The 23,839-nt window shown below is 46.6% G+C and carries 27 protein-coding genes; 22 read left to right on the top strand and 5 right to left on the bottom strand.

Features of this window, described 5'->3' with window-relative positions:
- Positions 1-75 precede the first annotated feature (75 nt).
- Together ftsW and pyc are read left to right on the top strand one after the other, a co-directional pair.
- Positions 76-1,287 carry a putative lipid II flippase FtsW gene (ftsW, locus tag M1D90_RS13580; RefSeq protein WP_103749024.1) on the top strand — a complete coding sequence of 404 codons (1,212 nt, stop codon included), beginning with the start codon at positions 76-78 and terminating at the stop codon, positions 1,285-1,287.
- A 78-nt stretch (positions 1,288-1,365) separates the two neighbouring features.
- Positions 1,366-4,809, top strand: coding sequence for a pyruvate carboxylase (pyc, locus tag M1D90_RS13575; protein ID WP_456282823.1), 3,444 nt, complete (start codon positions 1,366-1,368; stop codon positions 4,807-4,809).
- 81 nt (positions 4,810-4,890) lie between these two features.
- On the opposite strand, the gene M1D90_RS13570 is transcribed toward pyc, so the two are convergent.
- A complete protein-coding gene (locus M1D90_RS13570; protein WP_456282822.1) occupies positions 4,891-5,799 on the bottom strand; it encodes a COX15/CtaA family protein in 909 nt (302 codons plus the stop codon).
- A 402-nt stretch (positions 5,800-6,201) separates the two neighbouring features.
- On the opposite strand from M1D90_RS13570, the gene cyoE reads away from it, so the two are divergent.
- The 6 genes from cyoE to ctaG all read left to right on the top strand — a co-directional run bounded on the left by cyoE (position 6,202) and on the right by ctaG (position 12,264).
- Complete coding sequence (cyoE, locus tag M1D90_RS13565) at positions 6,202-7,128, top strand: heme o synthase (RefSeq protein ID WP_020451272.1); 927 nt, start codon at positions 6,202-6,204, stop codon at positions 7,126-7,128.
- A 278-nt stretch (positions 7,129-7,406) separates the two neighbouring features.
- Entirely contained in the window at positions 7,407-8,474 is a 1,068-nt protein-coding gene (gene coxB, locus M1D90_RS13560) for a cytochrome c oxidase subunit II (protein ID WP_020451273.1), read from the top strand.
- Positions 8,475-8,506: 32 nt separating this feature from the next.
- A complete protein-coding gene (gene ctaD, locus M1D90_RS13555; protein WP_020451274.1) occupies positions 8,507-10,375 on the top strand; it encodes a cytochrome c oxidase subunit I in 1,869 nt (622 codons plus the stop codon).
- The gene (gene ctaE, locus M1D90_RS13550) at positions 10,375-10,998 is read left to right on the top strand and encodes a cytochrome c oxidase subunit III (protein WP_020451275.1); all 624 of its coding nucleotides are present in this window, start codon (positions 10,375-10,377) and stop codon (positions 10,996-10,998) included. Before ctaD ends, ctaE begins: the two co-directional genes overlap by 1 nt.
- 2 nt (positions 10,999-11,000) lie before the next feature.
- Positions 11,001-11,330: a cytochrome c oxidase subunit IVB gene (gene ctaF / locus M1D90_RS13545; RefSeq protein WP_020451276.1), complete on the top strand. Its 330-nt coding sequence runs from the start codon at positions 11,001-11,003 to the stop codon at positions 11,328-11,330.
- Positions 11,331-11,364: 34 nt separating this feature from the next.
- Positions 11,365-12,264, top strand: a complete 900-nt coding sequence (gene ctaG / locus M1D90_RS13540) for a cytochrome c oxidase assembly factor CtaG (protein WP_025811368.1) — start codon at positions 11,365-11,367, stop codon at positions 12,262-12,264.
- Between the two features lie 56 nt (positions 12,265-12,320).
- On the opposite strand, the gene M1D90_RS13535 is transcribed toward ctaG, so the two are convergent.
- Positions 12,321-12,680 carry a YugN family protein gene (locus M1D90_RS13535; protein WP_020451278.1) on the bottom strand — a complete coding sequence of 120 codons (360 nt, stop codon included), beginning with the start codon at positions 12,678-12,680 and terminating at the stop codon, positions 12,321-12,323.
- Between the two features lie 168 nt (positions 12,681-12,848).
- On the opposite strand from M1D90_RS13535, the gene M1D90_RS13530 reads away from it, so the two are divergent.
- The 10 genes from M1D90_RS13530 to coaD all read left to right on the top strand — a co-directional run bounded on the left by M1D90_RS13530 (position 12,849) and on the right by coaD (position 17,728).
- Entirely contained in the window at positions 12,849-13,295 is a 447-nt protein-coding gene (locus M1D90_RS13530) for a CBS domain-containing protein (RefSeq protein WP_023857262.1), read from the top strand.
- 141 nt (positions 13,296-13,436) lie between these two features.
- Positions 13,437-14,480 (top strand): CAP domain-containing protein, encoded by a 1,044-nt coding sequence (locus M1D90_RS13525; protein WP_020451280.1) that lies wholly within the window; start codon positions 13,437-13,439, stop codon positions 14,478-14,480.
- A gap of 178 nt (positions 14,481-14,658) precedes the next feature.
- A complete protein-coding gene (ylbD, locus tag M1D90_RS13520) occupies positions 14,659-15,057 on the top strand; it encodes a YlbD family protein (RefSeq protein WP_020451281.1) in 399 nt (132 codons plus the stop codon).
- Positions 15,058-15,071: 14 nt separating this feature from the next.
- A complete protein-coding gene (locus M1D90_RS13515) occupies positions 15,072-15,311 on the top strand; it encodes a YlbE-like family protein (protein ID WP_020451282.1) in 240 nt (79 codons plus the stop codon).
- Positions 15,312-15,389: 78 nt separating this feature from the next.
- On the top strand, positions 15,390-15,518 hold the full coding sequence (locus M1D90_RS13510) for a hypothetical protein (protein WP_256163750.1): 129 nt from the start codon (positions 15,390-15,392) through the stop codon (positions 15,516-15,518).
- Positions 15,519-15,590: 72 nt separating this feature from the next.
- Positions 15,591-16,040 (top strand): YlbF family regulator, encoded by a 450-nt coding sequence (locus tag M1D90_RS13505; RefSeq protein WP_020451283.1) that lies wholly within the window; start codon positions 15,591-15,593, stop codon positions 16,038-16,040.
- Positions 16,041-16,110: 70 nt separating this feature from the next.
- Positions 16,111-16,383, top strand: a complete 273-nt coding sequence (locus M1D90_RS13500) for a YlbG family protein (RefSeq protein ID WP_009328559.1) — start codon at positions 16,111-16,113, stop codon at positions 16,381-16,383.
- A 108-nt stretch (positions 16,384-16,491) separates the two neighbouring features.
- Positions 16,492-16,626: a hypothetical protein gene (locus M1D90_RS13495; protein WP_256163752.1), complete on the top strand. Its 135-nt coding sequence runs from the start codon at positions 16,492-16,494 to the stop codon at positions 16,624-16,626.
- Positions 16,627-16,674: 48 nt separating this feature from the next.
- Complete coding sequence (gene rsmD / locus M1D90_RS13490; protein WP_020451284.1) at positions 16,675-17,241, top strand: 16S rRNA (guanine(966)-N(2))-methyltransferase RsmD; 567 nt, start codon at positions 16,675-16,677, stop codon at positions 17,239-17,241.
- Positions 17,234-17,728, top strand: coding sequence for a pantetheine-phosphate adenylyltransferase (gene coaD, locus M1D90_RS13485; protein WP_020451285.1), 495 nt, complete (start codon positions 17,234-17,236; stop codon positions 17,726-17,728). Before rsmD ends, coaD begins: the two co-directional genes overlap by 8 nt.
- 8 nt (positions 17,729-17,736) lie before the next feature.
- On the opposite strand, the gene ylbJ is transcribed toward coaD, so the two are convergent.
- On the bottom strand, positions 17,737-18,957 hold the full coding sequence (gene ylbJ, locus M1D90_RS13480; protein WP_023857258.1) for a sporulation integral membrane protein YlbJ: 1,221 nt from the start codon (positions 18,955-18,957) through the stop codon (positions 17,737-17,739).
- A gap of 322 nt (positions 18,958-19,279) precedes the next feature.
- On the opposite strand from ylbJ, the gene M1D90_RS13475 reads away from it, so the two are divergent.
- Positions 19,280-20,302, top strand: a complete 1,023-nt coding sequence (locus tag M1D90_RS13475) for a SepM family pheromone-processing serine protease (protein WP_020451287.1) — start codon at positions 19,280-19,282, stop codon at positions 20,300-20,302.
- 19 nt (positions 20,303-20,321) lie between these two features.
- Here M1D90_RS13475 and M1D90_RS13470 read toward each other — a convergent pair whose 3' ends face one another.
- A complete protein-coding gene (locus M1D90_RS13470; protein WP_195536275.1) occupies positions 20,322-21,572 on the bottom strand; it encodes a nucleotidyltransferase in 1,251 nt (416 codons plus the stop codon).
- Between the two features lie 218 nt (positions 21,573-21,790).
- Here M1D90_RS13470 and M1D90_RS13465 point away from each other — a divergent pair, with 218 nt between their 5' ends.
- The 3 genes from M1D90_RS13465 to gerR all read left to right on the top strand — a co-directional run bounded on the left by M1D90_RS13465 (position 21,791) and on the right by gerR (position 23,256).
- The gene (locus M1D90_RS13465) at positions 21,791-22,306 is read left to right on the top strand and encodes a YceD family protein (protein WP_023857255.1); all 516 of its coding nucleotides are present in this window, start codon (positions 21,791-21,793) and stop codon (positions 22,304-22,306) included.
- Positions 22,307-22,329: 23 nt separating this feature from the next.
- Positions 22,330-22,503, top strand: coding sequence for a 50S ribosomal protein L32 (rpmF, locus tag M1D90_RS13460; protein WP_003181522.1), 174 nt, complete (start codon positions 22,330-22,332; stop codon positions 22,501-22,503).
- Positions 22,504-22,650: 147 nt separating this feature from the next.
- Positions 22,651-23,256 (top strand): sporulation-specific transcriptional regulator GerR, encoded by a 606-nt coding sequence (gene gerR, locus M1D90_RS13455; RefSeq protein WP_195536276.1) that lies wholly within the window; start codon positions 22,651-22,653, stop codon positions 23,254-23,256.
- A 36-nt stretch (positions 23,257-23,292) separates the two neighbouring features.
- Here gerR and M1D90_RS13450 read toward each other — a convergent pair whose 3' ends face one another.
- Positions 23,293-23,772, bottom strand: a complete 480-nt coding sequence (locus M1D90_RS13450) for an N-acetyltransferase (protein ID WP_020451291.1) — start codon at positions 23,770-23,772, stop codon at positions 23,293-23,295.
- Between the last annotated feature and the right edge of the window lie 67 nt (positions 23,773-23,839).

Genomic DNA, 23,839 nt, shown 5'->3' with positions numbered 1-23,839 from the left:
TAAGAAAGTGTAGTAAAATAACGAAGGAGTTACCACAAACACATTTTGAAGGCAAGTAAGGAAGAGGATAATAATATGATAAAAAGAATGCTCAAATCCTATGATTATTCATTAATCTTCGCTGTATTCCTGCTGTGCGGGTTCGGGCTCGTCATGGTGTACAGCTCAAGCATGATCACAGCCGTGACAAGGTACGGACAAGACAGCAGCTACTTTTTTGACAGGCAGCTGATGTTTTTGGTGCTCGGAACCGTCATATTTTTATGCGCGGCGCTTTTTCCGTATAAGGCTTTTGCCAATCAAAAATTCCAAAAGTTTTTGCTGCTCATTTCCGTTGTCGCTTTGTTCGGGCTGTTCGTTGTCGGACACGTGGCCGGGAATGCCCAAAGCTGGTTCAGGGTTTCGAATTACGGCATCCAGCCGGGGGAGTTTGTCAAGCTGACTGTCATCTTGTATCTTTCTTCCGTCTATGCCAAAAAGCAAAGCTATATTGACAACTTGGGAGCCGGAATCGCCCCTCCCGCAATTATCACGCTTTTCATTTGCGCCCTGGTCGCTGCTCAGCCGGATGTGGGAACGGCCTTTATCATCGCTTTAATCGCTTTGTGCATTATTTTGTGCTCGGGATTCAGCGGCAAAACGCTGTTAAAGCTCGTACTTTTGGCCGGGGCTGTCCTTGTGCTCGTCAGCCCGCTCATTTATTTCAACTGGGACAGCATTTTAACAGAAGGACGGATGAAGCGGTTTGAAAGCTACCAAAACCCGTTTAAAGATGCGGGAGATTCTGGCTTTCAAGTCGTCAATTCCTACTTGGCGATCGGTTCGGGAGGGCTGTTCGGCCTGGGTCTCGGCGAAAGCGTGCAGAAGTATGGATATCTGCCTGAAACGCACACCGATTTCATTATGGCGGTCATCGCCGAGGAGCTTGGCATTTTCGGCGTCCTTTTTGTCGTGCTGCTGCTCGCTTTCATCGTTTTAAAAGGGTTTTATATTGCGAGAAAATGCGACGACCCGTTTGGAAGCCTGCTTGCGATCGGGATATCAAGCATGATCGCCATCCAGTCTTTCGTGAACCTGGGCGGCATATCCGGCTTGATTCCTTTGACAGGGGTGACGCTTCCGTTTATCAGCTATGGAGGGTCATCGCTCATTCTGCTGATGGCAAGCGCGGGGATATTGGTGAACATCAGCATGTTTAATGAATACTTTGACCGGTTCAAACGAAAACAGCCTGTCGATACTACAAAAACCAAAGAAAATCAATATAAAAAAAGTATAAATTTTTAAAAAACTAAGCGTGTACAATGTCCATCCGATTCATTTAGAATAGATACATACTTAAAACAGCGGATGAGGGGGAACGACATGTCACAACAGTCTATTCAAAAAGTTCTTGTTGCAAACAGAGGGGAAATCGCTATCCGCGTATTTCGCGCCTGCACAGAACTGAATATCCGTACGGTAGCGATCTATTCTAAAGAAGACAGCGGATCATACCACAGATACAAAGCCGATGAAGCATACTTGGTCGGCGAAGGGAAAAAGCCGATTGATGCTTATCTTGATATTGAAGGGATCATCGAGATTGCGAAACGCAACCATGTGGATGCCATCCATCCGGGCTACGGCTTCCTGTCTGAAAACATTCAGTTTGCCAAGCGGTGTGAAGAGGAAGGCATCATCTTTATCGGACCGACCTCCAAGCACCTCGATATGTTTGGAGACAAAGTAAAAGCCCGTGAACAAGCTGAAAAAGCAGGAATTCCCGTCATACCGGGGAGCGACGGCCCAGTGGCTGATATCGCAGAGGTCAAACAATTTGCGGAGGAGTTCGGATATCCGTTTATCATCAAAGCGTCGCTGGGCGGCGGAGGCCGCGGCATGCGGATCGTCAGAGACGAATCGGAGCTGGAGGAATCCTATAACAGGGCAAAATCAGAGGCGAAAGCCGCTTTTGGCAATGATGAAGTGTATGTCGAAAAGCTGATCGAAAAGCCGAAGCACATTGAAGTTCAAGTCATCGGGGACAAAGAAGGTAACGTGGTTCACCTTTACGACCGTGACTGCTCTGTGCAAAGGCGTCATCAAAAGGTTATCGAAATAGCGCCGAGTGTTTCGCTTTCTGAGTCCCTCCGGGAAAAGATTTGCGATGCTGCCGTTAAGCTTGCGAAGAATGTTGATTATGTCAATGCCGGTACGGTCGAATTTTTAGTTGCGAACGATGAGTTTTTCTTTATTGAAGTCAACCCGCGTGTTCAGGTGGAGCACACCATTACGGAAATGGTGACGGGTGTCGATATCGTTCAGACACAAATCCTGATTGCTGCCGGACTCAGTCTGGGCAGCAGCGAAATCAGCATTCCGAACCAGGATGCCATCACGCTGCACGGATATGCGATCCAGTCAAGGGTTACGACTGAAGACCCGTCAAACAATTTCATGCCTGACACAGGCAAAATCATGGCATATCGCTCAGGCGGCGGTTTCGGGGTGAGGCTTGATACCGGAAACAGTTTTCAGGGCGCTGTCATTACGCCTTATTATGACTCGCTGCTTGTTAAGCTTTCAACCTGGGCTCTGACGTTTGAACAGGCGGCGGCCAAAATGGTCCGCAACCTACAGGAATTCAGGATCAGGGGAATCAAAACGAATATTCCTTTCCTTGAAAACGTGGCGAAACACGAAAAATTTCTCACAGGGCAATACGACACGTCTTTTATTGATACAACGCCGGAACTCTTTGTCTTTCCTAAGCAGAGAGACCGCGGAACAAAAATGCTGACGTATATCGGGAACGTAACGGTCAACGGCTTCCCGGGCATTGATAAAAAGAAGAAGCCGGAGTTCGACAAACCCCAGATCGTCAAAACGGATGTCGATCAGCCGATCGCGAGCGGAACAAAACAGATTCTTGATGAACGCGGAGCTGAAGGGCTCGTCAAATGGGTGAAAGATCAAGAGGAAGTGCTTCTCACTGATACGACGTTCCGCGATGCCCATCAGTCACTGCTTGCGACAAGATTCAGAACGCATGATTTGGAGAAAATCGCCAATCCGACAGCTGCGCTCTGGCCTGAGCTTTTCAGCCTTGAAATGTGGGGCGGCGCCACTTTTGATGTCGCTTACCGTTTCTTGAAAGAAGACCCGTGGAAAAGGCTTGAGAAGCTGCGAAAGGAAATTCCGAATACGATGTTTCAAATGCTGTTGAGATCTTCGAATGCCGTCGGGTATACAAACTACCCTGACAACCTGATTAAAAAGTTTGTCAGCGAATCAGCTGCGGCCGGAATCGATGTATTCCGCATTTTTGACAGCTTGAACTGGGTTAAAGGGATGACGCTCGCCATTGATGCAGTGCGCGAGTCGGGCAAACTTGCCGAAGCCGCGATCTGCTATACCGGAGACATTCTCGATCCGAACAGAACAAAATATAACCTTGAATATTATACGTCAATGGCAAAAGAGCTTGAATCAGCGGGGGCGCATATTCTCGGCATTAAAGATATGGCCGGCCTGCTGAGACCTCAAGCAGCATACGAACTGGTGTCAGCTTTGAAAGAGACGATCGATATTCCGATCCACTTGCATACACACGACACGAGCGGCAACGGTATTTTTATGTACGCGAAGGCGATAGAAGCAGGCGTCGACATCGTCGACGTAGCGGTCAGCTCTATGGCGGGCCTGACATCACAGCCAAGCGCAAGCTCGCTTTATCATGCGCTTGAAGGCGATAAACGCCGTCCGCAGCTGAATGTCGATGCGGTAGAGTCGCTGTCTCAATATTGGGAGTCTGTCAGAAAATACTACAGCGAGTTTGAGAGCGGCATGAACGCGCCTCATACCGAAATTTACAAGCATGAAATGCCTGGCGGCCAATACAGCAACCTTCAGCAGCAGGCTAAGGGAGTCGGCCTCGGTGATCGCTGGAATGAAGTGAAAGAAATGTACAGCCGGGTCAACCACCTGTTCGGGGACATCGTAAAGGTTACGCCGTCATCTAAAGTCGTCGGGGATATGGCACTTTACATGGTGCAAAATAACCTGACGGAAGATGATATTTACGAAAGAGGAGAATCACTCGATTTTCCTGACTCAGTAGTCGAGCTTTTTAAAGGGTATATCGGCCAGCCTCACGGCGGATTCCCTGAGAAATTGCAAAAGCTGATTTTGAAAGGGCAGGAGCCGATTACAGTGCGCCCTGGAGAACTTCTCGAACCCGTTTCGTTTGACGATATAAAAGCGGAGTTTAAGGAAACGCATGATCTGGAGCTTTCCGATCAGGATGCTGTTGCATATGCGCTTTATCCGAAAGTGTTTACCGAATATGTTAAGACAGCGGAACTGTACGGGGACATCTCAGTGCTTGATACACCGACCTTCTTCTACGGCATGACGCTCGGCGAAGAAATCGAAGTCGAGATCGAAAGAGGGAAAACGCTGATCGTCAAACTTGTCTCTATCGGCGAACCGCGTCCTGATGCAACGAGAGTCGTCTACTTTGAACTGAACGGCCAGCCTCGCGAAGTGGTCATTAAAGACGAAAGCATTAAATCGTCCGTTCATCAAAAGGTGAAAGCCGACCGTTCAAACCCGAATCATATCGCGGCGTCCATGCCGGGAACGGTGATTAAGCTTCTTGTAAGCAAAGGGGGCCAAGTGAAGAAGGGCGATCATTTAATGATCAATGAAGCAATGAAAATGGAAACGACCGTTCAGGCTCCGTTTTCAGGAACTGTTGAAAACATTCATGTGACAAACGGAGAAGCCATTCAAACCGGCGACCTCCTCATTGAGCTGAAAAAATAAAAGTGCGGCCGCTGACTTTTGTCGGCGGCCTTTTTTTATGAAAAAATCCCCCGCAACAGGCGGGGGATCAACCGTTTATTGTTATTTTTGCGCCTGTCTGCGATAGCGCGCAACAAGCAGCAGGAAGTAGCAAAGGATTCCGAACAGGCAGGAAATGAAGAAAGCGTGGGCGAGTGCAAATCCCAAATCCAGCCTGCTGTAGACAACCGCAATTCCTGAGGCAGCCTGAAGGATAATCAGGATCAGGGAAATCATCCAGCCCCAATAAATGCGTTTTTGATTTTTATACTGTTTGGCCGCATGTATCGCTGCCGCAATGATCCAAGCGAACAGAAGAAGCGCCGCAGCCCTGTGTCCCATCTGCACCCATTCGTGAAACTTCCCTGGGAGCCAGCCGTTTTGTGTGCTGCATATCGGAAAGTCAAGGCACGCAAGGCTTGACTTCGTATGCCGGACATATGCGCCTGTATAAACGACGACATATGTGTATATAATGATTCCTATCATATGAAACTGCATGGTTTTTCCTATATAAAACGATTCGGCTTTCTGCTTGCTGTCAGCTTCAAACACGAGGAGCGTCAACAGCAGAACAGATGCAAAGGAAATAAGCGAGATTCCGAAGTGCAAAGCCATGATCAGAGCCGAAGACCCGAAGACGACCGCCGCAGCGCCCAGGAGCGCCTGAAGAATGAGGAAGACGACCGACATCACCGCGAGAAATTTCGTTTCCCTGATATGGCCGATTTTTTTCCATGTCCAAATGGCGAGAGCCAGCACAAGGACGCCGGATGTGCCGCTGACAAACCTGTGGCTCCATTCGATAATCGATTCAAGGGTTAGAGCCGGGAATATGCTTCCGTTGCAAAGCGGCCAAGATCTGCCGCAGCCCATTCCCGAACCCGTCTTTGTGACGAGGGCGCCGCCGATCAGCACGAAAAGCATGGCGATAGTTGTGATAATTCCCAAGCCTTTTAATGCTTTATTCATAAATTCAATTCTCCTTTTTTAATGCAAACTGACTAATAAAAAGATATTTACCACCTTCAAGTGTAAGCGAATTGATGTTCTGCTGCAATTCATAATGATTATTGTTCACAAAAATGCAATAGAAGGCGTTCACATTTTTATTGGTTTTGAAGACTTGATAATTGTGGCTTCGTTTGATAGAACTATATTAGAATGACAGTGGTTTTCCGCTCTTGTTCACAACTTTTCCTTCATCTGTAAAGAAAGTCATAAAAAGTTCACAAATATAAACCGGTTTGTCGATTAATATTTAATAGGCTGTTTTTTTCCAACCGGTAATCTTGTATGATAGAGTTGTAGGTTTTTTATGAATATACCGCTTCTCTTGACGTGATGAAGGTTTGAGTAAGGGGGGTTAGTATTATGGCTGAAACAAGAATTACAGCTGATACAGCAATGAATGGACAAATAGAAGAGACGACAGCATGGAAAGATTTCCTCGCCCTTATCAAAGTCGGGATTGTTTACTCGAACCTGATAACAACTTTTACGGGCTTGTGGCTCGCTTTTTACTTTTCAAATCTGAGCTTTCTAGGAAACCTTGATATCGTGCTGTTCACTTTAGCGGGATCCTCGCTTATTATCGCAGGATCATGCGTCATCAACAACTATTATGACCGTGATATTGACCAGCTCATGCAGCGGACGAGAACAAGGCCGACGGTGACTGGTAAAATCCAGCCTTCACAGGCATTGTGGTTCGGCATTCTGCTGACTGCGCTCGGTTTTATCATGCTGCTGATGACCAATCTGACAACTGCCGCAGTAGGCTTTGTCGGCGTCTTTACGTACGTGTTTCTATACACGATGTGGTCAAAGCGCCGCTATACCGTTAATACGATTATCGGAAGTGTGTCAGGGGCTGTTCCTCCTTTGATCGGATGGACCGCTGTCCAAGGCTCCATCGGAGTTGAGGCGTGGGTGCTGTTTTTAATCATGTTTATTTGGCAGATTCCCCACTTTCTGGCGCTTGCGATTAAGAAAACGGAGGAATACAGAGCCGCAAATATACCGATGCTGCCTGTTGTACACGGTTTTGAAGTGACGAAAAGGCAAATCATCATTTGGATTGCCTGCTTAATGCCGCTGCCGTTTTTCCTGGGCGGACTCGGACTGCCGATCGTCATTTTGGGAACGGTACTCAATATCGGCTGGCTCGTTTGCGGTCTGGTCGGTTACAGAAGCAAAAATATCATGAAGTGGGCAACGCTCATGTTTGTATATTCATTAAATTACTTGACCATATTCTTCGTTGCCATGGTCGTATTCACACTTTTTAAAATTGGATAGAACTCTATAATTCATCACATTGAAGGCTGTCACTTAACACTTCAAACAGACAACAATCATGTAAAAGCCGCCTTATCGATTTTTTTCGATTATGTTTAACAAGGCGGCTTTACGTTCATACATAGATGGTATTTTGAGTAAAAAACCTCATTATTTAAGAAATGAGGAAATGTAAGTGCTTTAATTTAAGTGGGGAGTCAGATGAATGAATAGGTGTCCTATAAACGTTTGAACAGTGAAAGTTTCAAAAGGATTGATTGAAAAGGGGTTGGGAAGAAATGTTAAAGAAATGGCGTCTGATGTCGCTGTTCACTATTTTGGCGCTCGTTTTAGCAGGGTGCGGAGAACCGTTCATATCAACGCTGCAGCCGGCGGGCGAGGTGGCTGATCAGCAGTATTTCCTAATGATTCTCAGCACGCTGATCATGGTTGTTGTTGTAGTGGTGGTAAGTTTCATTTTCGTATTTGTCATTGTCAGGTACAGAAGATCTAAGCTCGGTGATGACCACATCCCGAAACAGGTTGAAGGAAACCGCAATTTAGAAATTTTATGGACTGTTATTCCAATTCTTCTCCTTCTTATCCTGGTTGTTCCTGTTGTCGCACAGACCTTTGATCTTGCTGATACAAAACCGATGGATAAGAAAAACAGGGATCCGGAGAAGGCGCTGGTCGTCAATGTCCGGGCGAACCTTTACTGGTGGGAATTCGAATATCCTGACTACGGCGTGGTGACGAGCCAGGAGCTGGTCGTGCCGACCGATGAACGCGTTTACTTTAAGCTGAAAGCTTCCGATGTCAAACATTCATTCTGGGTTCCTTCAGTCGGGGGTAAGATTGATACGAACACAGACAATGAAAACAAATTCTTCTTAACGTTCGATTCAAAACGCGCTGAAAAAGCCGGAGACTATTTCTACGGGAAATGCGCCGAGCTCTGCGGACCTTCCCATGCTTTAATGGACTTTAAAGTTAAAGCGGTTTCGAAGGATGAGTTCAAGGAATGGATGAGCGATATGGAAAACTATAAAGCGGGGGCGAAAACCGATCTCGCTGTTGAAGGAGAAAAAGTGTTCAAAGAGAAAAACTGCCTGAGCTGTCATGCGACCGATTCAAAAGACCAAAGGGCGGAAGCGGCCAGAACGGCTCCGAACCTCGCGACTTTTGGAGACCGGTCGACGATCGCCGGTGTGAAGGAATTCAGCGATGAAAACTTGAGAGCGTGGCTCAAGGATCCTGAAAGCATAAAACCGGGCAACAAAATGACCGGCACATACCCTGATTTGAGCGACAAGGAACTTGATGCACTGACTGAATATTTAAAGGGGTTAAAAACGGAAGACTAACGCTTCAAAGGGAGAATGAGGGAGGTTACATTGTGAGTACGCTTAAGAAAAAGCAAGGTTTTGGGGCTGTATTATGGGACTATTTAACGACTGTCGATCATAAAAAGATTGCCATCCTTTATTTGCTGGGCGGCGGGTTCTTCTTTGTGCTCGGCGGAATCGAAGCGATGCTGATCAGGGTTCAGCTGATGATACCGAACAATGACATCATGAGCGGCGGAGTCTACAATGAGATCATGACGATGCACGGTACAACGATGATTTTCCTGGCAGCGATGCCGCTTTTGTTCGCACTGATGAACGCCGTCGTTCCGCTGCAGATAGGCGCGAGGGATGTTGCGTTTCCATTTTTGAACTCGCTCGGCTTCTGGCTGTTCCTTTTCGGCGGCATCTTTCTGAATTTAAGCTGGTTTTTGGGAGGGGCACCCGATGCCGGCTGGACGTCTTACGCGTCGCTTTCCCTTCATTCCGAAGGGCACGGGATCGATTTCTATGTTCTCGGTCTGCAAATTGCCGGGATCGGTACGCTGATTGCTGGAATTAACTTTCTCGCGACGATTATCAATATGAGGGCGCCGGGCATGACATACATGAGGCTGCCGCTTTTCACATGGACGACATTCGTCGCTTCGGCTTTGATTTTATTCGCGTTCCCGCCGCTGACCGTAGGCATCGCGCTCTTGATGCTGGACCGGTTGTTCGGAACGAGCTTTTTCAATCCGGAATTAGGCGGTAATACGATCATTTGGGAGCATCTGTTCTGGATCTTCGGACACCCTGAAGTTTATATTCTCGTACTCCCGGCGTTCGGAATCTTTTCGGAAATCATTCCGGTTTTTGCGAGAAAAAGGCTGTTCGGTTATTCTTCAATGGTATTTGCGACCGTATTGATCGGCTTTTTAGGCTTCATGGTTTGGGCCCACCATATGTTTACAACGGGACTCGGGCCTGTGGCGAACGCCATTTTTGCGGTGGCGACGATGGCCATTGCCGTCCCGACCGGAATTAAAATCTTCAACTGGCTGCTCACGGCTTGGGGCGGGAGCATTAAGTTTACAACGCCGATGCTTTATGCGATTTCTTTTATCCCGTCGTTTGTCATGGGCGGAGTGACAGGTGTCATGCTTGCTGCTGCACCGGCTGACTATCAGTTCCACGACACGTACTTTGTCGTGGCTCACTTCCATTACGTCATCATCGGCGGAGTGGTGTTTGCCATCCTCGCCGGCGCTCATTACTGGTGGCCGAAAATGTTCGGGAAAATGCTGAGCGAAGCGTTGGGCAAAATAACATTTGTGCTCTTTTTCATCGGGTTCCATCTGACTTTCTTCATCCAGCATTGGCTCGGGTTGTGGGGAATGCCGAGACGCGTGTTCACATACTTGCCGAATCAGGGATTTGACATGGCGAACTTAATCAGTTCAATCGGAGCTGTGTTTATGGCGGCTGCTGTCATCATACTCGTGATCAATATTATCGTGACGACTGCCAAAGGGGAAAAAGTCGGCAGCGATCCTTGGCATGACGGAAGAACGCTTGAGTGGGCCGTTTCTTCACCGCCTCCTGAATACAACTTTAAACAGCTGCCTCTGGTCAGAGGCCTTGATGCTTTATGGATCGAAAAAAGAGCCGGCAAGCAGTCAATGACCGCCGCGGAGCCGCTTCAGGACGTCCATATGCCAAACGGATCGATTCTCCCGTTCATCATGTCACTCGGGCTGTTCATATCCGCTTTCGGCTTCATGTACCGGACGGAATTTGCCTGGGGGCTGCCTGTCATTCTGATTGGATTAGGAATCACATTATTTATGATGCTTCTCCGGTCTGTAATTGATGACCACGGGTATCATATTCATAAAGAAGAACTGATGGATGATGACGACAAAGGGGTGAAGGCATAATGCATACAGAAGAGAAATTAACGGCTGAAACCTTCCCGGCTTCTCCTGAAAAAGCTACATTAGAAGGAAAAAATAAGTTTATCGGCTTTTGGCTATTTCTCGGAGGAGAGACGGTTCTTTTCGCGTCTCTCTTCGCAACATACCTTGCGCTGAAGAATTCAAATGCAGGAGGGCCGAAAACGACTGAGATGTTTGACATGGGGCTGGTCTTTCTGGCGACAATGCTCCTTTTAACGAGCAGTTTAACGAGCGTATATGCCATGTATCATATGAAGAACTTTGCTTTTAAAAAGATGCAGGTTTGGCTCGGAATCACTGTTCTGCTCGGTGCAGGCTTCCTGGCGCTTGAAATATATGAATTCACCCATTATATTCACGAATATGGGTTCACCATTCAAAGCTCGGCTCTCGGCTCCGCTTTTTATACGCTAGTCGGCACGCACGGTGCGCACGTTACGTTCGGGCTGCTCTGGATTCTTTCTTTGATGATCAGAAATGCGCGCCGCGGATTAAGCCTTTACAACGCGCCGAAGTTTTTTGTCGCAAGCCTCTATTGGCATTTTATCGACGTTGTCTGGGTGTTTATCTTTACCGTTGTATACTTGATGGGGATGGTGGGATAAAAATGGTGAATAACGAAAACAGAGGGAATCCCAAAACAGATCTTGCCTACCGCAAAAAGAAAAACGCGGAGGACATGAGATATCAGGTTATTTCATTCGGTTTGATGATCGGCTTGACCCTTGTCGCTTTTTTAACGGTCGCCTCAGATGCAGGCGTATGGTTTACGGTGCCGTTCATTCTGCTGCTGGCCGTTATTCAGGTTGCATTTCAGCTGTACTACTTTATGCATATGAGTCAGCGGGGGCATGAAGCGCCGACTTTGTTCCTTTATTCGGGCGTTTTGGTCGCTTTTGTTACCGTTTTGGCTTTTGTGACGCTTATCTGGTGGTAATCGAACCGACATACAGAAAGGAGGATGCCTCATGTTGGGCAGCCTTGAAATATTCGGTTTTCGCGCCCTGTGGAGCCCCTATTTCCTAGGGGCTGTCGTTTTCATAACCGTCCTTTACTTTTTTCTGATGAAACGATTTGGATCAGAAGAAGAGCGGGCATCCAGGAAAGAAATCGGTTTATTCGTGACAGCGATGTTTCTTTTATACGCGTCTAAAGGCAGTCCGATTGATTTGCTGGGACATATTATGTTCAGCGCGCATATGGCGCAAATGGCGGTTTTGTATTTGATCGTACCGCCTTTGATCATCCTTGGCATACCGCCTTGGTTTTGGAAAAAGGTCATTTTTCTGCCGGTCGTCAAGCCGCTGTTCCGGTTTTTTTCAAAACCATTGATCGCGATTATCGTGTTTAACGGTTTATTTTCGATGTATCACATTCCTTTGGTGTTTGATTTTATTAAGACAGATGCCGTTTATCATGCCGTCATTACGGTGCTGATCTTCATTGCGGCGTTTTTCATGTGGTGGCCGCTCGTTCACAAGGTCGAGGAGCTTCCGCAAATGAACGGACTTTTGAAACTTGGCTACATTATGGCTGACGGCATTTTGCTGACACCGGCGTGCGCGCTGATCATGTTCAGCGATACGACCCTGTATTCGACATATTCAGATCCTTCCGCATGGGCGGAGGCAATGAAACTGTGCGTTCCTCTCGATACGCTGAGCGGAATGACGCTTACAGGTCCGGAAATGTTCAGCAGCATGCCTGTTCTGGAAGATCAGCAGCTTGGCGCGATCGTCATGAAAATCTTACAGGAAATCGTGTACGGGACATTTTTGGCGATTATCTTTTTCGGATGGGCGAGGAAGGAAAGAGCCAAAGACGAAAAAGAACTGGAAGAAGAACGATACTCGCCGTCTACGGTTCATTAAGATGAAAAAAGGGTACAGCCTCATCAGAGGGGCTGTACCCTTTTTATGTACGTCTGCTACACTTCAAGCGCTGAAACTTTTTCTTTGATTGAATTCAGCACCGTCTTGCTTGTTTTGAGGAGCTGCGGCGGGAAATGTTCGTTTTCACCGTATTCCACTCCATGCGGATAATAATATTTGCCCAGAAGCGGTGTCATCAGTTTGATGACCGCGCGCCGGGCGCCCACATCGCCTTCGACGGCATATCCGAACACGCGGAGGTAGTACCTGCCTTCCACCATATCGAATTTGCGGTCATATGTGACGCGTTCATAATCCCATTGGCCAGCTCTTACGAACCCTTCGTTTTCCATGATGTCGTCTAACCGGTTAAGGTCAGCAGTCAAGCCTTCGATACCGGATTCTTCAAATTTCATCCCGTAAAACCCCCTTTAAAAAATTACCTTTACTGACAATCATAGTATGAAAGCGTTAAACTTTCAATCCTGGCTTTAGCCGATATATAAATATTTTTATGAACAGTATGAATCGCGGGCGGCTTGACGACAATATGAACAAACGAAAGACAAGAGGAGGTCTTCTGATTGACACGTGTGAAAGATATTATGACAAAGGAAATATTATATTGTACAGTTCTTGATAATGTGTACGAGGCTGCCGTGAAAATGAAAGACGGAAATGTCGGAGCGATTCCGGTTGTGCTTGATGACGGTTTGGAACTGGTTGGGATCGTTACTGACCGGGATTTGGTGCTGCGGGGGATCGCCGTTAAAAAACCAAATTCGCAAAAAATTACAAATGTCATGACGACGGATCTCATTACGGTAAGTGAAGACGATTCAATTGAAAAAGCGGTTGATCTCATGGGAGATTATCAGATCAGGAGGGTCCCGGTTACACGGGGAAAGACGCTTGCGGGCATCATTACGCTAGGCGATGTTTCAACCCACAAAAAATCAAACCGGCAGGCTGGCGACGCGCTGACATTTATATCGGAAAACGAAGAGAGGCCTGGAGATTTTCTTCATTAAAACATATTTTGTCGCACATCTTAATAGGCTGTATTATCATTGAAAATTCATGTCAGTTCTGTTTAAATGACACTAAAGGCAAGTTTTTGATGCGGTGCGCCGTTTTATGGATAGATTGATCCGTCAGTCGGAGGTGAAAGTTTGAAAAATATATTAAGAGCGATTGTGATCCTTCTCATCGTTGCGGCTTCATACACGCTGTTTATTCAATACGGTTCAACACCTGAGAAAATTGTGAAGGAAGACAAGCCGCAAGTCTCAAACGAGGATGCGAAAAAAGAGAAATCCTTGAACATTCCCGATTCCGGCTTGCTTTCTTTTATCGGAGAGTCGGCTGAGACGATCGAAAAGAAATTGGGGAAACCGGACAGGGTCGATCCTTCAGCATATGATTATGAATGGTGGGTCTATAGCCAAGGGGCAAAACAGTACGTTCAAATCGGCTTGCTTGGCGGCAAGGCCGTGACATTGTTTGCGACAGGCGACGGGTTGAACACCGCTCCGTTTAAAATTGGACGGCCGTCAAGGGAAGTTTTCAAAACCGCCCAGATCGCCCCGTATGTCAATGTTCAATATAAAGGCAGTTCATACCGTTTCGAATTTTCTGAGGAAGACATGAATACAAGGCCGACGGTGAAAGTCGGAGACATTTATGTTCAGCTGTATATGGATAAATTCGAGGGGACGCTGTCAAGCATCAGGGCATTTGATGCGCCGACTTTCATCAAGCAAAGGCCGTATGAAGTTGTCTACAGAGGCACCCTGATCGAACCTCAAGCATTGACAGAATCGGATTGGAAAAAAATCGAGAAAGCAAATGAGAAGCAGATCTTTGATTTGACGAATGTCATCCGCGCAAGACACGGTCTTTCCCAGCTCTCTTGGGATGAAGGCGTATCAAAAGTGGCATACGGCCACAGCAGCGACATGAAAGAGCACCATTATTTCTCCCATGTGTCAGAAACAGAAGGCACGCTCAAAGACAGGCTGGAAAAAGGGAAAGTGAACTTTGAGCAGGCGGGGGAAAATATCGCGCTCAACTATGTCGACGGGCCTGCGGCGGTTGAAGGCTGGTTAAACAGCGAAGGACACAGAAAAGCGCTGTTAAATGCCGACTATACTCATCTCGGAGTCGGGGTGGACGAGAAATATTATACGCAGAACTTTATTAAAGAATGGCACTAGAGCCCGGGATCATACCCGGGTTTTTAGTTTTTAGAGAAAACCATGAAACTTTTAATGTTTGGTCTGCTGCTCACTCTTCCGCACGGACTCCTATAAAAAGAGGAATTTTTAGGCGAACACATTTTGCCGGGGCGGATTACACTATAGCAGGCATATGTTTTCGGAGGGGGTGTAGACGTTGGCAAATCAAAACGCGCAATCATCCATTGATGAATTTAAGCAATTTATTAAACGGCATCCTAAGTTGATTTCCGAAGTCCGGAAACAAGAAAAAAGCTGGCAGGAAGTATATGAAAACTGGGTTTTGCTCGGGGAAGACGATTCGATTTGGGATCCGTACAGGGAAAAAGAAGCTTCGGCAGAAAAGGAGCCTTCTGCTGGCGGCAAAAACGATTTCATTTCAAAAATGGTGACGGCCGTCCGAAAGATGGATGCCAATCAAATGAATGAGCAGATCAATAAAATGAGCCAGTCTATTTCTTCGCTGCAAAGCTTGCTCAGCCAGTTTTCGGGCGGAAGCCAAAAACAGCAGAATCAAAGCGGCGGCGAGCATCCGTTTTCTTTCCGAAAAGATTAGGGAAGGAGTCAGACATGCGTAAAGAAGTGCAGGAGTATGTGTTCGCTGATGAAGAGCGCCGCCGGTTCATCCGTGAGCAGCCGGTCTGGTACCGCAAGCTTTCGCGGAATCCGAATGACTTGTCAGCCTTTCATCTCGATATGATGAACTTTTATGAAAAAACGATTCCTCACAGGGTCAACCAGCTATCGGGCGGCATTCAGATGGCCCAGATGATGCTTCAAATGTTTCATGCGATGCGCACTCAGGATTAATTTAAAGCCTGAGTCTTTTTTTTATGATGATAAATCGCGTCATTCTGGCAAAGCTAGGTGTAAAGGAGTTGATCTGTGATGAAAAAGTGCTGGCTTGTAATCATGTTGTGCCTCTTGCTGGCCGGCTGCGCCACCCATAAACCAAAACCCAAGGGCGTTTCAGAATGGCGCGATGCAGCTTGTGCAAGCGAAGTTTTTGGAAAATAATAGTTTGGAGGCGGCACAGACATTTTTGAAAACGGCTGTTTTGTGATACACTATAGCTGGAGGTGCATGTCTATGTTTGCCACAATGGAATCGTTGCGGCTACAAAATGAAGCATATGATTTGGCCAACATGATTCTTCAATCAGAGGCGGCTGAACATTACAGAAAATGCTACAAGCGTCTCCGCGAAGATGAAGAGGCCGGACGTATTATCGCTTCGTTTACGAAAATAAAAGAACAGTATGAGGATGTGCAGCGCTTTGGCAAGTATCATCCTGATTATAAAGAGATATCCAAGAAAATGAGGGAAATCAAACGGGAGCTTGACCTTCACGATACAGTAGCCGAATTTAAAAAGGCGGAAACCGAGCTGCAATCTATCCTAGATGAAGTCAGCGTGGAAATCGGTCAGGCTGTATCAAAACATATCAAAGTACCGACTGGAAACCCTTATTTTGATAATCTTTCATCTTGCGGCGGCGGCTGCGGGTCAGGCGGAAGCTGCGGCTGTAAAGTTTCCTGATGAGGCTCGGTCGCCCCGAGTCTCGTTTTTTTTAGAACTTCATGCACAGAGCGACAGGCAGGTGAACAATTTGGAAATCAGGCGTCAAGGCTTAATCGTTTGGCTGCACTCCTTGAAGCAGGCGAAAATGCTCAGGAAATTCGGAAATGTTCATTACGTTTCAAAGCGGCTGAAATATGTAGTGGTTTATTGCAATATGGAAGATGCCGAAAGAATCATCGCTAAAATACGTTCGTACTCTTTTGTCAAACAGGTGGATCTTTCATACAAACCGTTCTTGAAAATGGAGTTTGAATCCAAGCAGGATAAAGCAAAAGAATACGACTATAAAGCCGGGCTCTAACTTGCTTTATTTTAAAAAAATCCCCGCAGAAATACCTCTGCGGGGTCCTTCTATTCCTTAAAAATCAAGGAGAAGGCAAAGGGAGAGGAGAAACCGGAGGAAGAACTTATGGGGAAACGTAAGTCTTCTCCGCGGTTGGCAACAACATCAATCGATGCTGTTGCTATTATTATCACCACTGAGCCTTTTTGCTATACATATGAATTTGTACTTTGGGTGTTTGTGCCAGAAAACACTTTATGATAAGATAGGAATGATTTTTTTCGAGTTTTAAGAAAAAGTGGTGGAAGTATGAGAGTGATTTCTGGGACGTATAAGGGACGTGCCTTAAAAGCGGTTCCCGGCACGTCGACAAGGCCGACGACTGATAAAGTAAAGGAATCCATCTTTAATATGATCGGCCCGTATTTTGAAGGCGGCACGGGTCTTGATCTTTACGCGGGAAGCGGCGGATTGGGGATTGAAGCGCTGTCGCGGGGGTTTGACCGCTTCATTTTTGTCGACCGTGATTTTAAAGCGATTCAAACCGTAAAAGGCAATTTGAAAACACTGGGCTTGGAAAAACGGGCCGAGGTATACAGGAATGACGCTGAACGGGCTCTCCATGCGCTGGTGAAAAGGGGCGCAAGCTTTGACGCCGTCTTTTTGGACCCGCCATATCGAGAACAAAAGCTGGAAGCGCTTTTATCGAAGATTGATGAAGCGGATATGCTGACTGACAGAGGTTTTATTGTAGCTGAGCATGGGAAGGAAGTTATCCTTCCGACCGAGGCGGGCGGACTTCAGCTTGCCCGTCAGGAAATATACGGCTTAACAGGCGTGACCATATACAGAAAGAGAGGGAATGGGGATGGCTAGCATTGCCGTTTGTCCCGGAAGTTTTGATCCGGTGACTTTTGGACATTTGGATATCATCAGGCGCGGGGCGAAAGTGTTTGACAAAGTGTATGTATGCGTCTTGAACAATTCTTCGAAAAAGCCGCTGTTTACGGTGGAAGAACGCTGTGGGCTGCTTCGTGAAGTGACGAAGGATATCCCGAATGTGCAAGTGGAATCTTTCCAGGGGCTATTGATTGATTATGCAAAGAGCAAGCAGGCGAACGTCATCCTGCGAGGGCTTAGAGCGGTATCTGACTTTGAATACGAGATGCAGGGAACCTCGATGAACAAAGTGCTTGATGAAAATATTGAAACGTTTTTTATGATGACGAATAACCAATACTCATTCCTTAGTTCAAGCATTGTCAAAGAAGTGGCAAAATATAAAGGTTCAGTCGCAGAACTCGTGCCGGAAGCGGTCGAGGCTGCACTTGAAAAAAAGTTTGCAAAAAATGAGCGGCCGTAACCGGCTGCTCATTTTTTAGCAGGGGCGTAAGATTTGGCATAAAGAATGCTGTAAATGAGAAGGGTGCCGATCGTAAGGAGCGGACCAATCTCTGCCAACGCGTTCCACATCTGCAGAAAGAAAGATTCCGTTTTCCCGGCCGTCAGAAAGGAGAAGGCCGGCTCCGTCGGAGAATAGAACGATGTATAAAGAGGCTTCCAAAGAATAAGAACAAAGATCGCTGCATAAATGCCCTGAAGGATGCGGGCGATAAAAAACGGCTTAAAGCGAATATCGGTTTCAGCAAGAATGCCTGCAACCTGCGCCTGAACGCAGAAGCCGCTGAAACCCAAAATAAAGCTGACAATCACCGCTTGCTGGAGAAGCGCCGCATCCGTGGAACTGACCAGTTTGCTGCCGAGCGTAATTTCAAACAATCCCGATAATAACGGTTTATCAAAATCACCGGGGAATTGAAGAGCAGTCAAAATCATTCGTGTGGCGTGCGAAAGAATGTCGGTGATGTGCATCACAGAAAGAATGTTATTAAAAACCGAAAAAAGAATGATGAAGCCGCCCACCATTAACAGCGTTTGGACAGAAGAGATGACAGCATCGCTCAAAAGTTTGCCGAGCGGCCGCTTTTCTTCAAGTCTTGCCTGATGGAGCGCTTTTAAGGCTTCTTTAATAGAAGGCAAAGGAAGCTTCTTTCGCACAGCGGTGCGGTTCTCTTCTTTTCTTCCGTAAGTACGCATCGTCAACCCGACTGCGAAATTGCCCAAATAATGGGCTGCCGCAAGCACGACGCCGAGAGAAGGATTATGGAAAAAGCCGACCGCAACGGCTCCGAAAATAAACAGCGGGTTAGATGAGTTGGTGAACGAAGCGAGCCGCTCTGCTTCAACCCGTGAAATCTGCCGTTCTTGTCTCAGCCTTGAAGTCAGTTTTGCACCGGCCGGATTTCCTGATGCCATTCCCATCGCAAGCACGAACCCTCCGACGCCGGGAACGCGGAACACCGGTCTCATGAAAGGCTCGAGCAGCAGCCCGACAAACCTGACGACACCAAATCCGATCAAGAGCTCTGATAAAATAAAAAAAGGCAAAAGGGAAGGGAATACGACCTCCCACCACATGGCAAGTCCACTTTTAGAAGCGTCAAATGATTCTTGCGGATGGGTGATGACGGCGGCTGTAAACGAAAGCAGCAAAACGGCAATCATTAGTGTCTTTACCTTTGACATGTCCATTTCTAACCCCCTTTGCGGCTGTGAATACACATTGGAAACAGGATCATGATAAAATAAACGAAAAGCTTGCCCGATTTGTGCGGAAGCCTTCTCCGTGAAACTTCTTTATCATTATACGAAGGCTGGTCCTCATTTTAGACCACCAGATTGCAGATCGGCGATACAAATGAACCGGAAGCTGCTTGAGACTTGCTGAAGCCCTTCTCCTTAATAAGCATCAATAGAAGGTATGGCATACATCTGTGAATTCATGCAGGCTGAAAATTTGGAACCGGACCGAAGATGTGAGCCGGTGAAAATAAAGATGGAGGGTTACATATACATGCTGAAAAAAAGAATTATACGCATCGCATTACTGATCGTTATCATCACGGCCGCGCTGTCATTTGTGAAGCTGCCTTATTACATTACAGAACCCGGCGAAGCGACTGAGCTGAAACCTTTAATTAAAGTTGATAACGGCTATCCTGAAAAAGGGAGCTTTTCTTTAATGACAGTGAAAGTCGGCCCTGCAAATCCGCTTACATACATGTGGGCAAAAGTGCGCCCTTATCACGAAATTCTTCCGGAAGAAAATTTCAAACAAGAAGGCGAATCTGATCAGGAATATATGAAGCGCCAGCTGCAAATGATGAGAGATTCCCAGGAAAATGCGATGATCGCCGCTTATAAGCGGGCCGGAAAAGAAGTCAGCTACACGTTTAACGGCGTATATGCCATGACGGTCGTCAGCGGCATGCCTGCAGAAGGAAAAATACAAGTCGGAGACAAAATTAAAAAAGCTGACGGAAAAACGTTCCGTTCAGCGGAGAGCTTCGTCCGCTACATCGAATCAAAAAAAGCCGGAGACCCCGTGAAAATCGTAGTTGAACGGGATAAAGAAGAAAAAACATATGAGATGAAGCTGAAAACATTTAAAGAAGATCCGAAGAGAGCCGGGCTTGGCGTATCCCTCATCACAGACCGCAATGTCAAGGTGAAGCCGGAGGTCGATATGGACATTGAAAACATCGGCGGTCCTTCGGCGGGGCTGATGATGTCAATGGAGATCTATAATCAGCTGACAAAAGAAGACGAGACGAAAGGACACCATATTGCGGGAACCGGAACGATCGATGACGAAGGCAAAGTCGGTCCGATCGGCGGCATCAGCCAGAAAGTCGTTGCCGCAGATAAGGCGGGAGCCGACATCTTTTTTGCTCCGAACGAAGGCGGAAAAAAAGGATCTAACTACGAAGAAGCGGTCAAAACGGCAAAAGATATTAAAACCGATATGAAAATCGTCCCTGTCGACACGATGGATGATGCGATTCATTATTTGGAAGATAAAGTGAAAACCGCCTGATGAGCAACATCAGGCGGTTTTATTTGCGCAAAAATATCCGGCTGTCTTCGTCATACCTGATCGGCGAAAGGGAATATTCCTGCTCCGTCAGCATCGTCCGCCCCGGCTCTTTGAGCGGGGCGCTGTATACTTGACCCGCTTTTATGTCGAGCTGAAGGGAAGGGTGGGAAAAAGATCCCGTCTTTGTAATAAGGGGTACGCTCAAGCTTTTTTTCTTTTCCGCTAAATAGGCCTGTCCTTTTTTTGTCATGCCGAGAAGTCTGATGTATGCCGGATACGGTTCGCTTAACATGCGCTTGACGTCGGCTTTCTTCGTTTTTGTGAGGATATGGGTGTTCATGCGCTGCAGCCTTGTCCACGTATAGCGCTTCGTTTTCAAAAGCTCCATGTATTCCTTAAATGAGCCTGCTTTTCGGATCGCTTTTTTGGCGCGGTGCTCAAGTCCTTCTTCCACTTCATAAATCCCTTTCAGCTCTTCTGTATCCATTGTATGGAGGCTGTATTTCAAAAAGGGGAAATAATCTTCGGGCGAGTGCCACATGCCGAAAGTCCGGGCGTATTCATCAAGCTCGTCGATCGATGGCTTTGGAAGGTAGAAGTGGCTGTTCGCGAGGCTTCCCGTTTCAAAGATCGATTTGCGTATGCTTGTGGCGCTTGCGATTCGGTCCGCTTCCGGGAAGGCCGAATCGTGATAGCCCGAGGATCGGCGCTTGACGGTTTCAGGCTTCATGCTCAATTGCTTTTGAACGATGGCTTTCACATAATGGAATCCGAGTATGTTGTTCGGCTTTGAAAGGTCAACAATGTTTCTGCCGTCTCCGGTTACAGCCCGGAACGCCTTTGCCATCGCTTGCGGGTAGCTCAGCCCAAACGCTATTTGTTTTTTTGCTTCTTCGTTGAGCCCGTCCTCGTGCTCTATCGTATGTGCGGCTGTATTGAGAAACGCCTCAATATCGCCGTGCTCGCTTCCGAAAAACAAAGAAGCACACCCTAACTCATTTAAAATCGCGACGGCGCCTTCAGCAAACGTTTCCGCTTTTTGAACAGCGAATATGTAAGGAAGTTCAACGACGACATCGGCAAAAGATGCGAGCGCCATCTTCGTTCGCGCCCACTTTGAGACGATGGCGGGTTCGCCGCGCTGCAAAAAGGAGCCGCTCATAACGGCAACCGCCACCTCGCTCCGGGTTTCCGATTTTGCTTCCTTTATATGATATAAATGTCCGTTATGAAAAGGGTTGTATTCCACAACAAGGCCGACCGCTTTCATTTTTTCACCTCTCTTGCATCTCTTGAAATAGTTATGATACATTTACACATGGAATGTCCAGACGCCTAGCGAAAAACAGCATTTTTTCTAAGTGTATGAATTGTTGTTCACAATGTCAACGAATGAAAAGCGCAGGCGCATATCTGTAAAGAAAAAATATTGACAAAAAACATGATGAAAGCTATAATCATGTTTGTTGCTCACTTAGAGGTGATACAATGAAATGGACGATACATCAGTTGAATCAAATGCCGAAGAAAGACTTTGAATTTGATGAAACAGTTGATTTAAGCGAACTCTCTCAAAGCTCGGAAATACGCAGCATTTCACCGGTGCGGGTGAAAGGGCGCGCGGAATTCCGCTCAAAGCAGGCTGCATTTGATTTTACCATTTCAGGCGAGATGATCTTGCCTTGCTCAAGAACGCTTGTTGATGTTCGTTATCCATTCAGTATTTCTACAAAAGAACTGTTTATATTTCATAAGACCGAGGAATTGGAAGATGAAGACGTCCATATTGTTGAGGATGACCTCATCGACTTGACTCCGGTCGTGAAAGAAGAAATCCTTCTTGAGATCCCTATGCAAATCTTTTGTGAGTCTGTTCAAAAAGAAGAAGGTGCTCCGCAGGAGGGCAAGGATTGGCAGGTCATTACAGAAGATGACCGGAAAGACCGGATCGATCCGAGACTTGCCGGACTCGAGAAGCTCTTAAAACAAGATGATGAATCTTAACGCTCTTTAAGGAGGTGGGAATAATGGCTGTACCTTTTAGAAGAACTTCTAAAACGAAAAAAAGACTTCGTCGTACACACTTTAAATTGCAAGTGCCTGGTATGGTAGAATGCCCAAACTGTGGTGAGATGAAACTTTCACACCGCGTCTGCAAAGCATGTGGATCATACAAAGGAAAAGACGTAAAAAGCAACTAATCGTCAACAATGAAAAACACAAGACTTCAGGTCTTGTGTTTTTTTATTCCCTTCATCCTTTTATTTCCTGTAAAGAAAATAGTCTATCTACTCTATCAGCCGCATATGTATGAGGTAAATTCATAAAGTCATGGAGGGGGATAACATTTGACGATTACAAGGCAGGATGCATGGACACAGGATGAAGATATATTGCTGGCTGAGGTTGTTTTAAGGCACATTCGGGAAGGCGGCACACAGCTTTCAGCCTTTGAAGAAGTGGGCAAGGCTTTAAGCAGAACGGCCGCTGCCTGCGGATTCCGCTGGAATTCCTTTGTCAGAAAGCAATACCAATCAGGTATTGAACTGGCAAAAAAGCAGCGTAAAGAGCTGCGCAAAAAAATAGGCGTCCATTCTGCGAATCTTCCTGGATCTGTCAAAATGGTTTCCGGGAGCAATGCGGAAAATCTGACGCTCGATGATGTTATTCAATACCTTGAAAAGCTGAAAGAAGCCCCTGTTCAAAAAGACTTTATAGATGAGAAGAAAAAGCTCGCTGAAGAAATCAATGAGCTGAAACAAGAAGTTGAAAAGCTGCGAAGCGAAAATCAATCGCTGAAAAAACGGCTTGAATTGACGGAAGAGGACTATAAAGCCTTGATTGAAATCATGGAGAGAGCCCGAAAAATGGTCGTTCTTCAGGAAGGCGAACGAAACAAAAAGGTGAAGCCCCAGCCGGAGTCGAATGAAAATCTCGAGCCGCTTGAAAAATAGAAAACCGGCCATCCTCTTTCGGCCGGCTTTTTTCATTTAGGCTGATTCAGAACTTTGATTTGGTTCGCTCGCAGGATGCCAAACGAGCGGATTTTCCCCTTTATCCCGGGCCATATCGTATTTAACCGGTGTAAAGCCCATCTTGCTCCAAAAATCGGATGATTTGACACGCGGGCTTGTGCGAATCGGGAGTCCGAATGATTTGGCGAACTCCACCAGCATCGTACCGTAGCCGTTGCGCTGATACCCCGGCAATACTTCAAGCTTCCAGAGCTCGAGGTAATCCTGGCCTTCTTCAAAGTATTGGTTGGTTTTTCCATCCGCTTTATACAGGCTCATTCTTGCGACGAGCCGATCCCCGTAATAGATGCCGTAAAAAGGTGAATTGCTGTCGTTTTCAATCATGTTGCTTTCAAGGTCCTCCAGCATGGAAAGCTCTTGAATCCCGTACTCCCTGAACTTTTTAAATTCTTCAAGCGTTTTGTAATTGATCAGCAAACGTTCGACTTTGACCATTATGTTACCCCCTTGTTTGTGGTCTACTTCTATTGTAAACGCTTTTTTCAAAAAATCCAAATGATAA

It is taken from the genome of Bacillus sp. JZ34, assembly GCF_053903205.1.
Note: the sequence above shows the minus strand (reverse complement) of the source record. Positions and strands in the feature narration are given on the sequence as shown.

What these genes read in the sequence shown, in the direction of transcription:
- M1D90_RS13570 (WP_456282822.1), bottom strand. Translation starts at nt 5,799, where the DNA reads ATGAATAAAGCATTAAAAGGCTTGGGAATTATCACAACTATCGCCATG.
- M1D90_RS13495 (WP_256163752.1), top strand. Translation starts at nt 16,492, where the DNA reads ATGGGGAAACGTAAGTCTTCTCCGCGGTTGGCAACAACATCAATCGAT.
- M1D90_RS13535 (WP_020451278.1), bottom strand. Translation starts at nt 12,680, where the DNA reads ATGAAATTTGAAGAATCCGGTATCGAAGGCTTGACTGCTGACCTTAAC.
- M1D90_RS13465 (WP_023857255.1), top strand. Translation starts at nt 21,791, where the DNA reads ATGAAATGGACGATACATCAGTTGAATCAAATGCCGAAGAAAGACTTT.
- M1D90_RS13505 (WP_020451283.1), top strand. Translation starts at nt 15,591, where the DNA reads ATGTTTGCCACAATGGAATCGTTGCGGCTACAAAATGAAGCATATGAT.
- coxB (WP_020451273.1), top strand. Translation starts at nt 7,407, where the DNA reads ATGTTAAAGAAATGGCGTCTGATGTCGCTGTTCACTATTTTGGCGCTC.
- coaD (WP_020451285.1), top strand. Translation starts at nt 17,234, where the DNA reads ATGGCTAGCATTGCCGTTTGTCCCGGAAGTTTTGATCCGGTGACTTTT.
- M1D90_RS13510 (WP_256163750.1), top strand. Translation starts at nt 15,390, where the DNA reads ATGAAAAAGTGCTGGCTTGTAATCATGTTGTGCCTCTTGCTGGCCGGC.
- M1D90_RS13450 (WP_020451291.1), bottom strand. Translation starts at nt 23,772, where the DNA reads ATGGTCAAAGTCGAACGTTTGCTGATCAATTACAAAACGCTTGAAGAA.
- ftsW (WP_103749024.1), top strand. Translation starts at nt 76, where the DNA reads ATGATAAAAAGAATGCTCAAATCCTATGATTATTCATTAATCTTCGCT.
- ctaE (WP_020451275.1), top strand. Translation starts at nt 10,375, where the DNA reads ATGCATACAGAAGAGAAATTAACGGCTGAAACCTTCCCGGCTTCTCCT.
- M1D90_RS13470 (WP_195536275.1), bottom strand. Translation starts at nt 21,572, where the DNA reads ATGAAAGCGGTCGGCCTTGTTGTGGAATACAACCCTTTTCATAACGGA.
- pyc (WP_456282823.1), top strand. Translation starts at nt 1,366, where the DNA reads ATGTCACAACAGTCTATTCAAAAAGTTCTTGTTGCAAACAGAGGGGAA.
- M1D90_RS13475 (WP_020451287.1), top strand. Translation starts at nt 19,280, where the DNA reads ATGCTGAAAAAAAGAATTATACGCATCGCATTACTGATCGTTATCATC.
- ctaF (WP_020451276.1), top strand. Translation starts at nt 11,001, where the DNA reads ATGGTGAATAACGAAAACAGAGGGAATCCCAAAACAGATCTTGCCTAC.
- M1D90_RS13515 (WP_020451282.1), top strand. Translation starts at nt 15,072, where the DNA reads ATGCGTAAAGAAGTGCAGGAGTATGTGTTCGCTGATGAAGAGCGCCGC.
- rsmD (WP_020451284.1), top strand. Translation starts at nt 16,675, where the DNA reads ATGAGAGTGATTTCTGGGACGTATAAGGGACGTGCCTTAAAAGCGGTT.
- cyoE (WP_020451272.1), top strand. Translation starts at nt 6,202, where the DNA reads ATGGCTGAAACAAGAATTACAGCTGATACAGCAATGAATGGACAAATA.
- ylbJ (WP_023857258.1), bottom strand. Translation starts at nt 18,957, where the DNA reads ATGGACATGTCAAAGGTAAAGACACTAATGATTGCCGTTTTGCTGCTT.
- rpmF (WP_003181522.1), top strand. Translation starts at nt 22,330, where the DNA reads ATGGCTGTACCTTTTAGAAGAACTTCTAAAACGAAAAAAAGACTTCGT.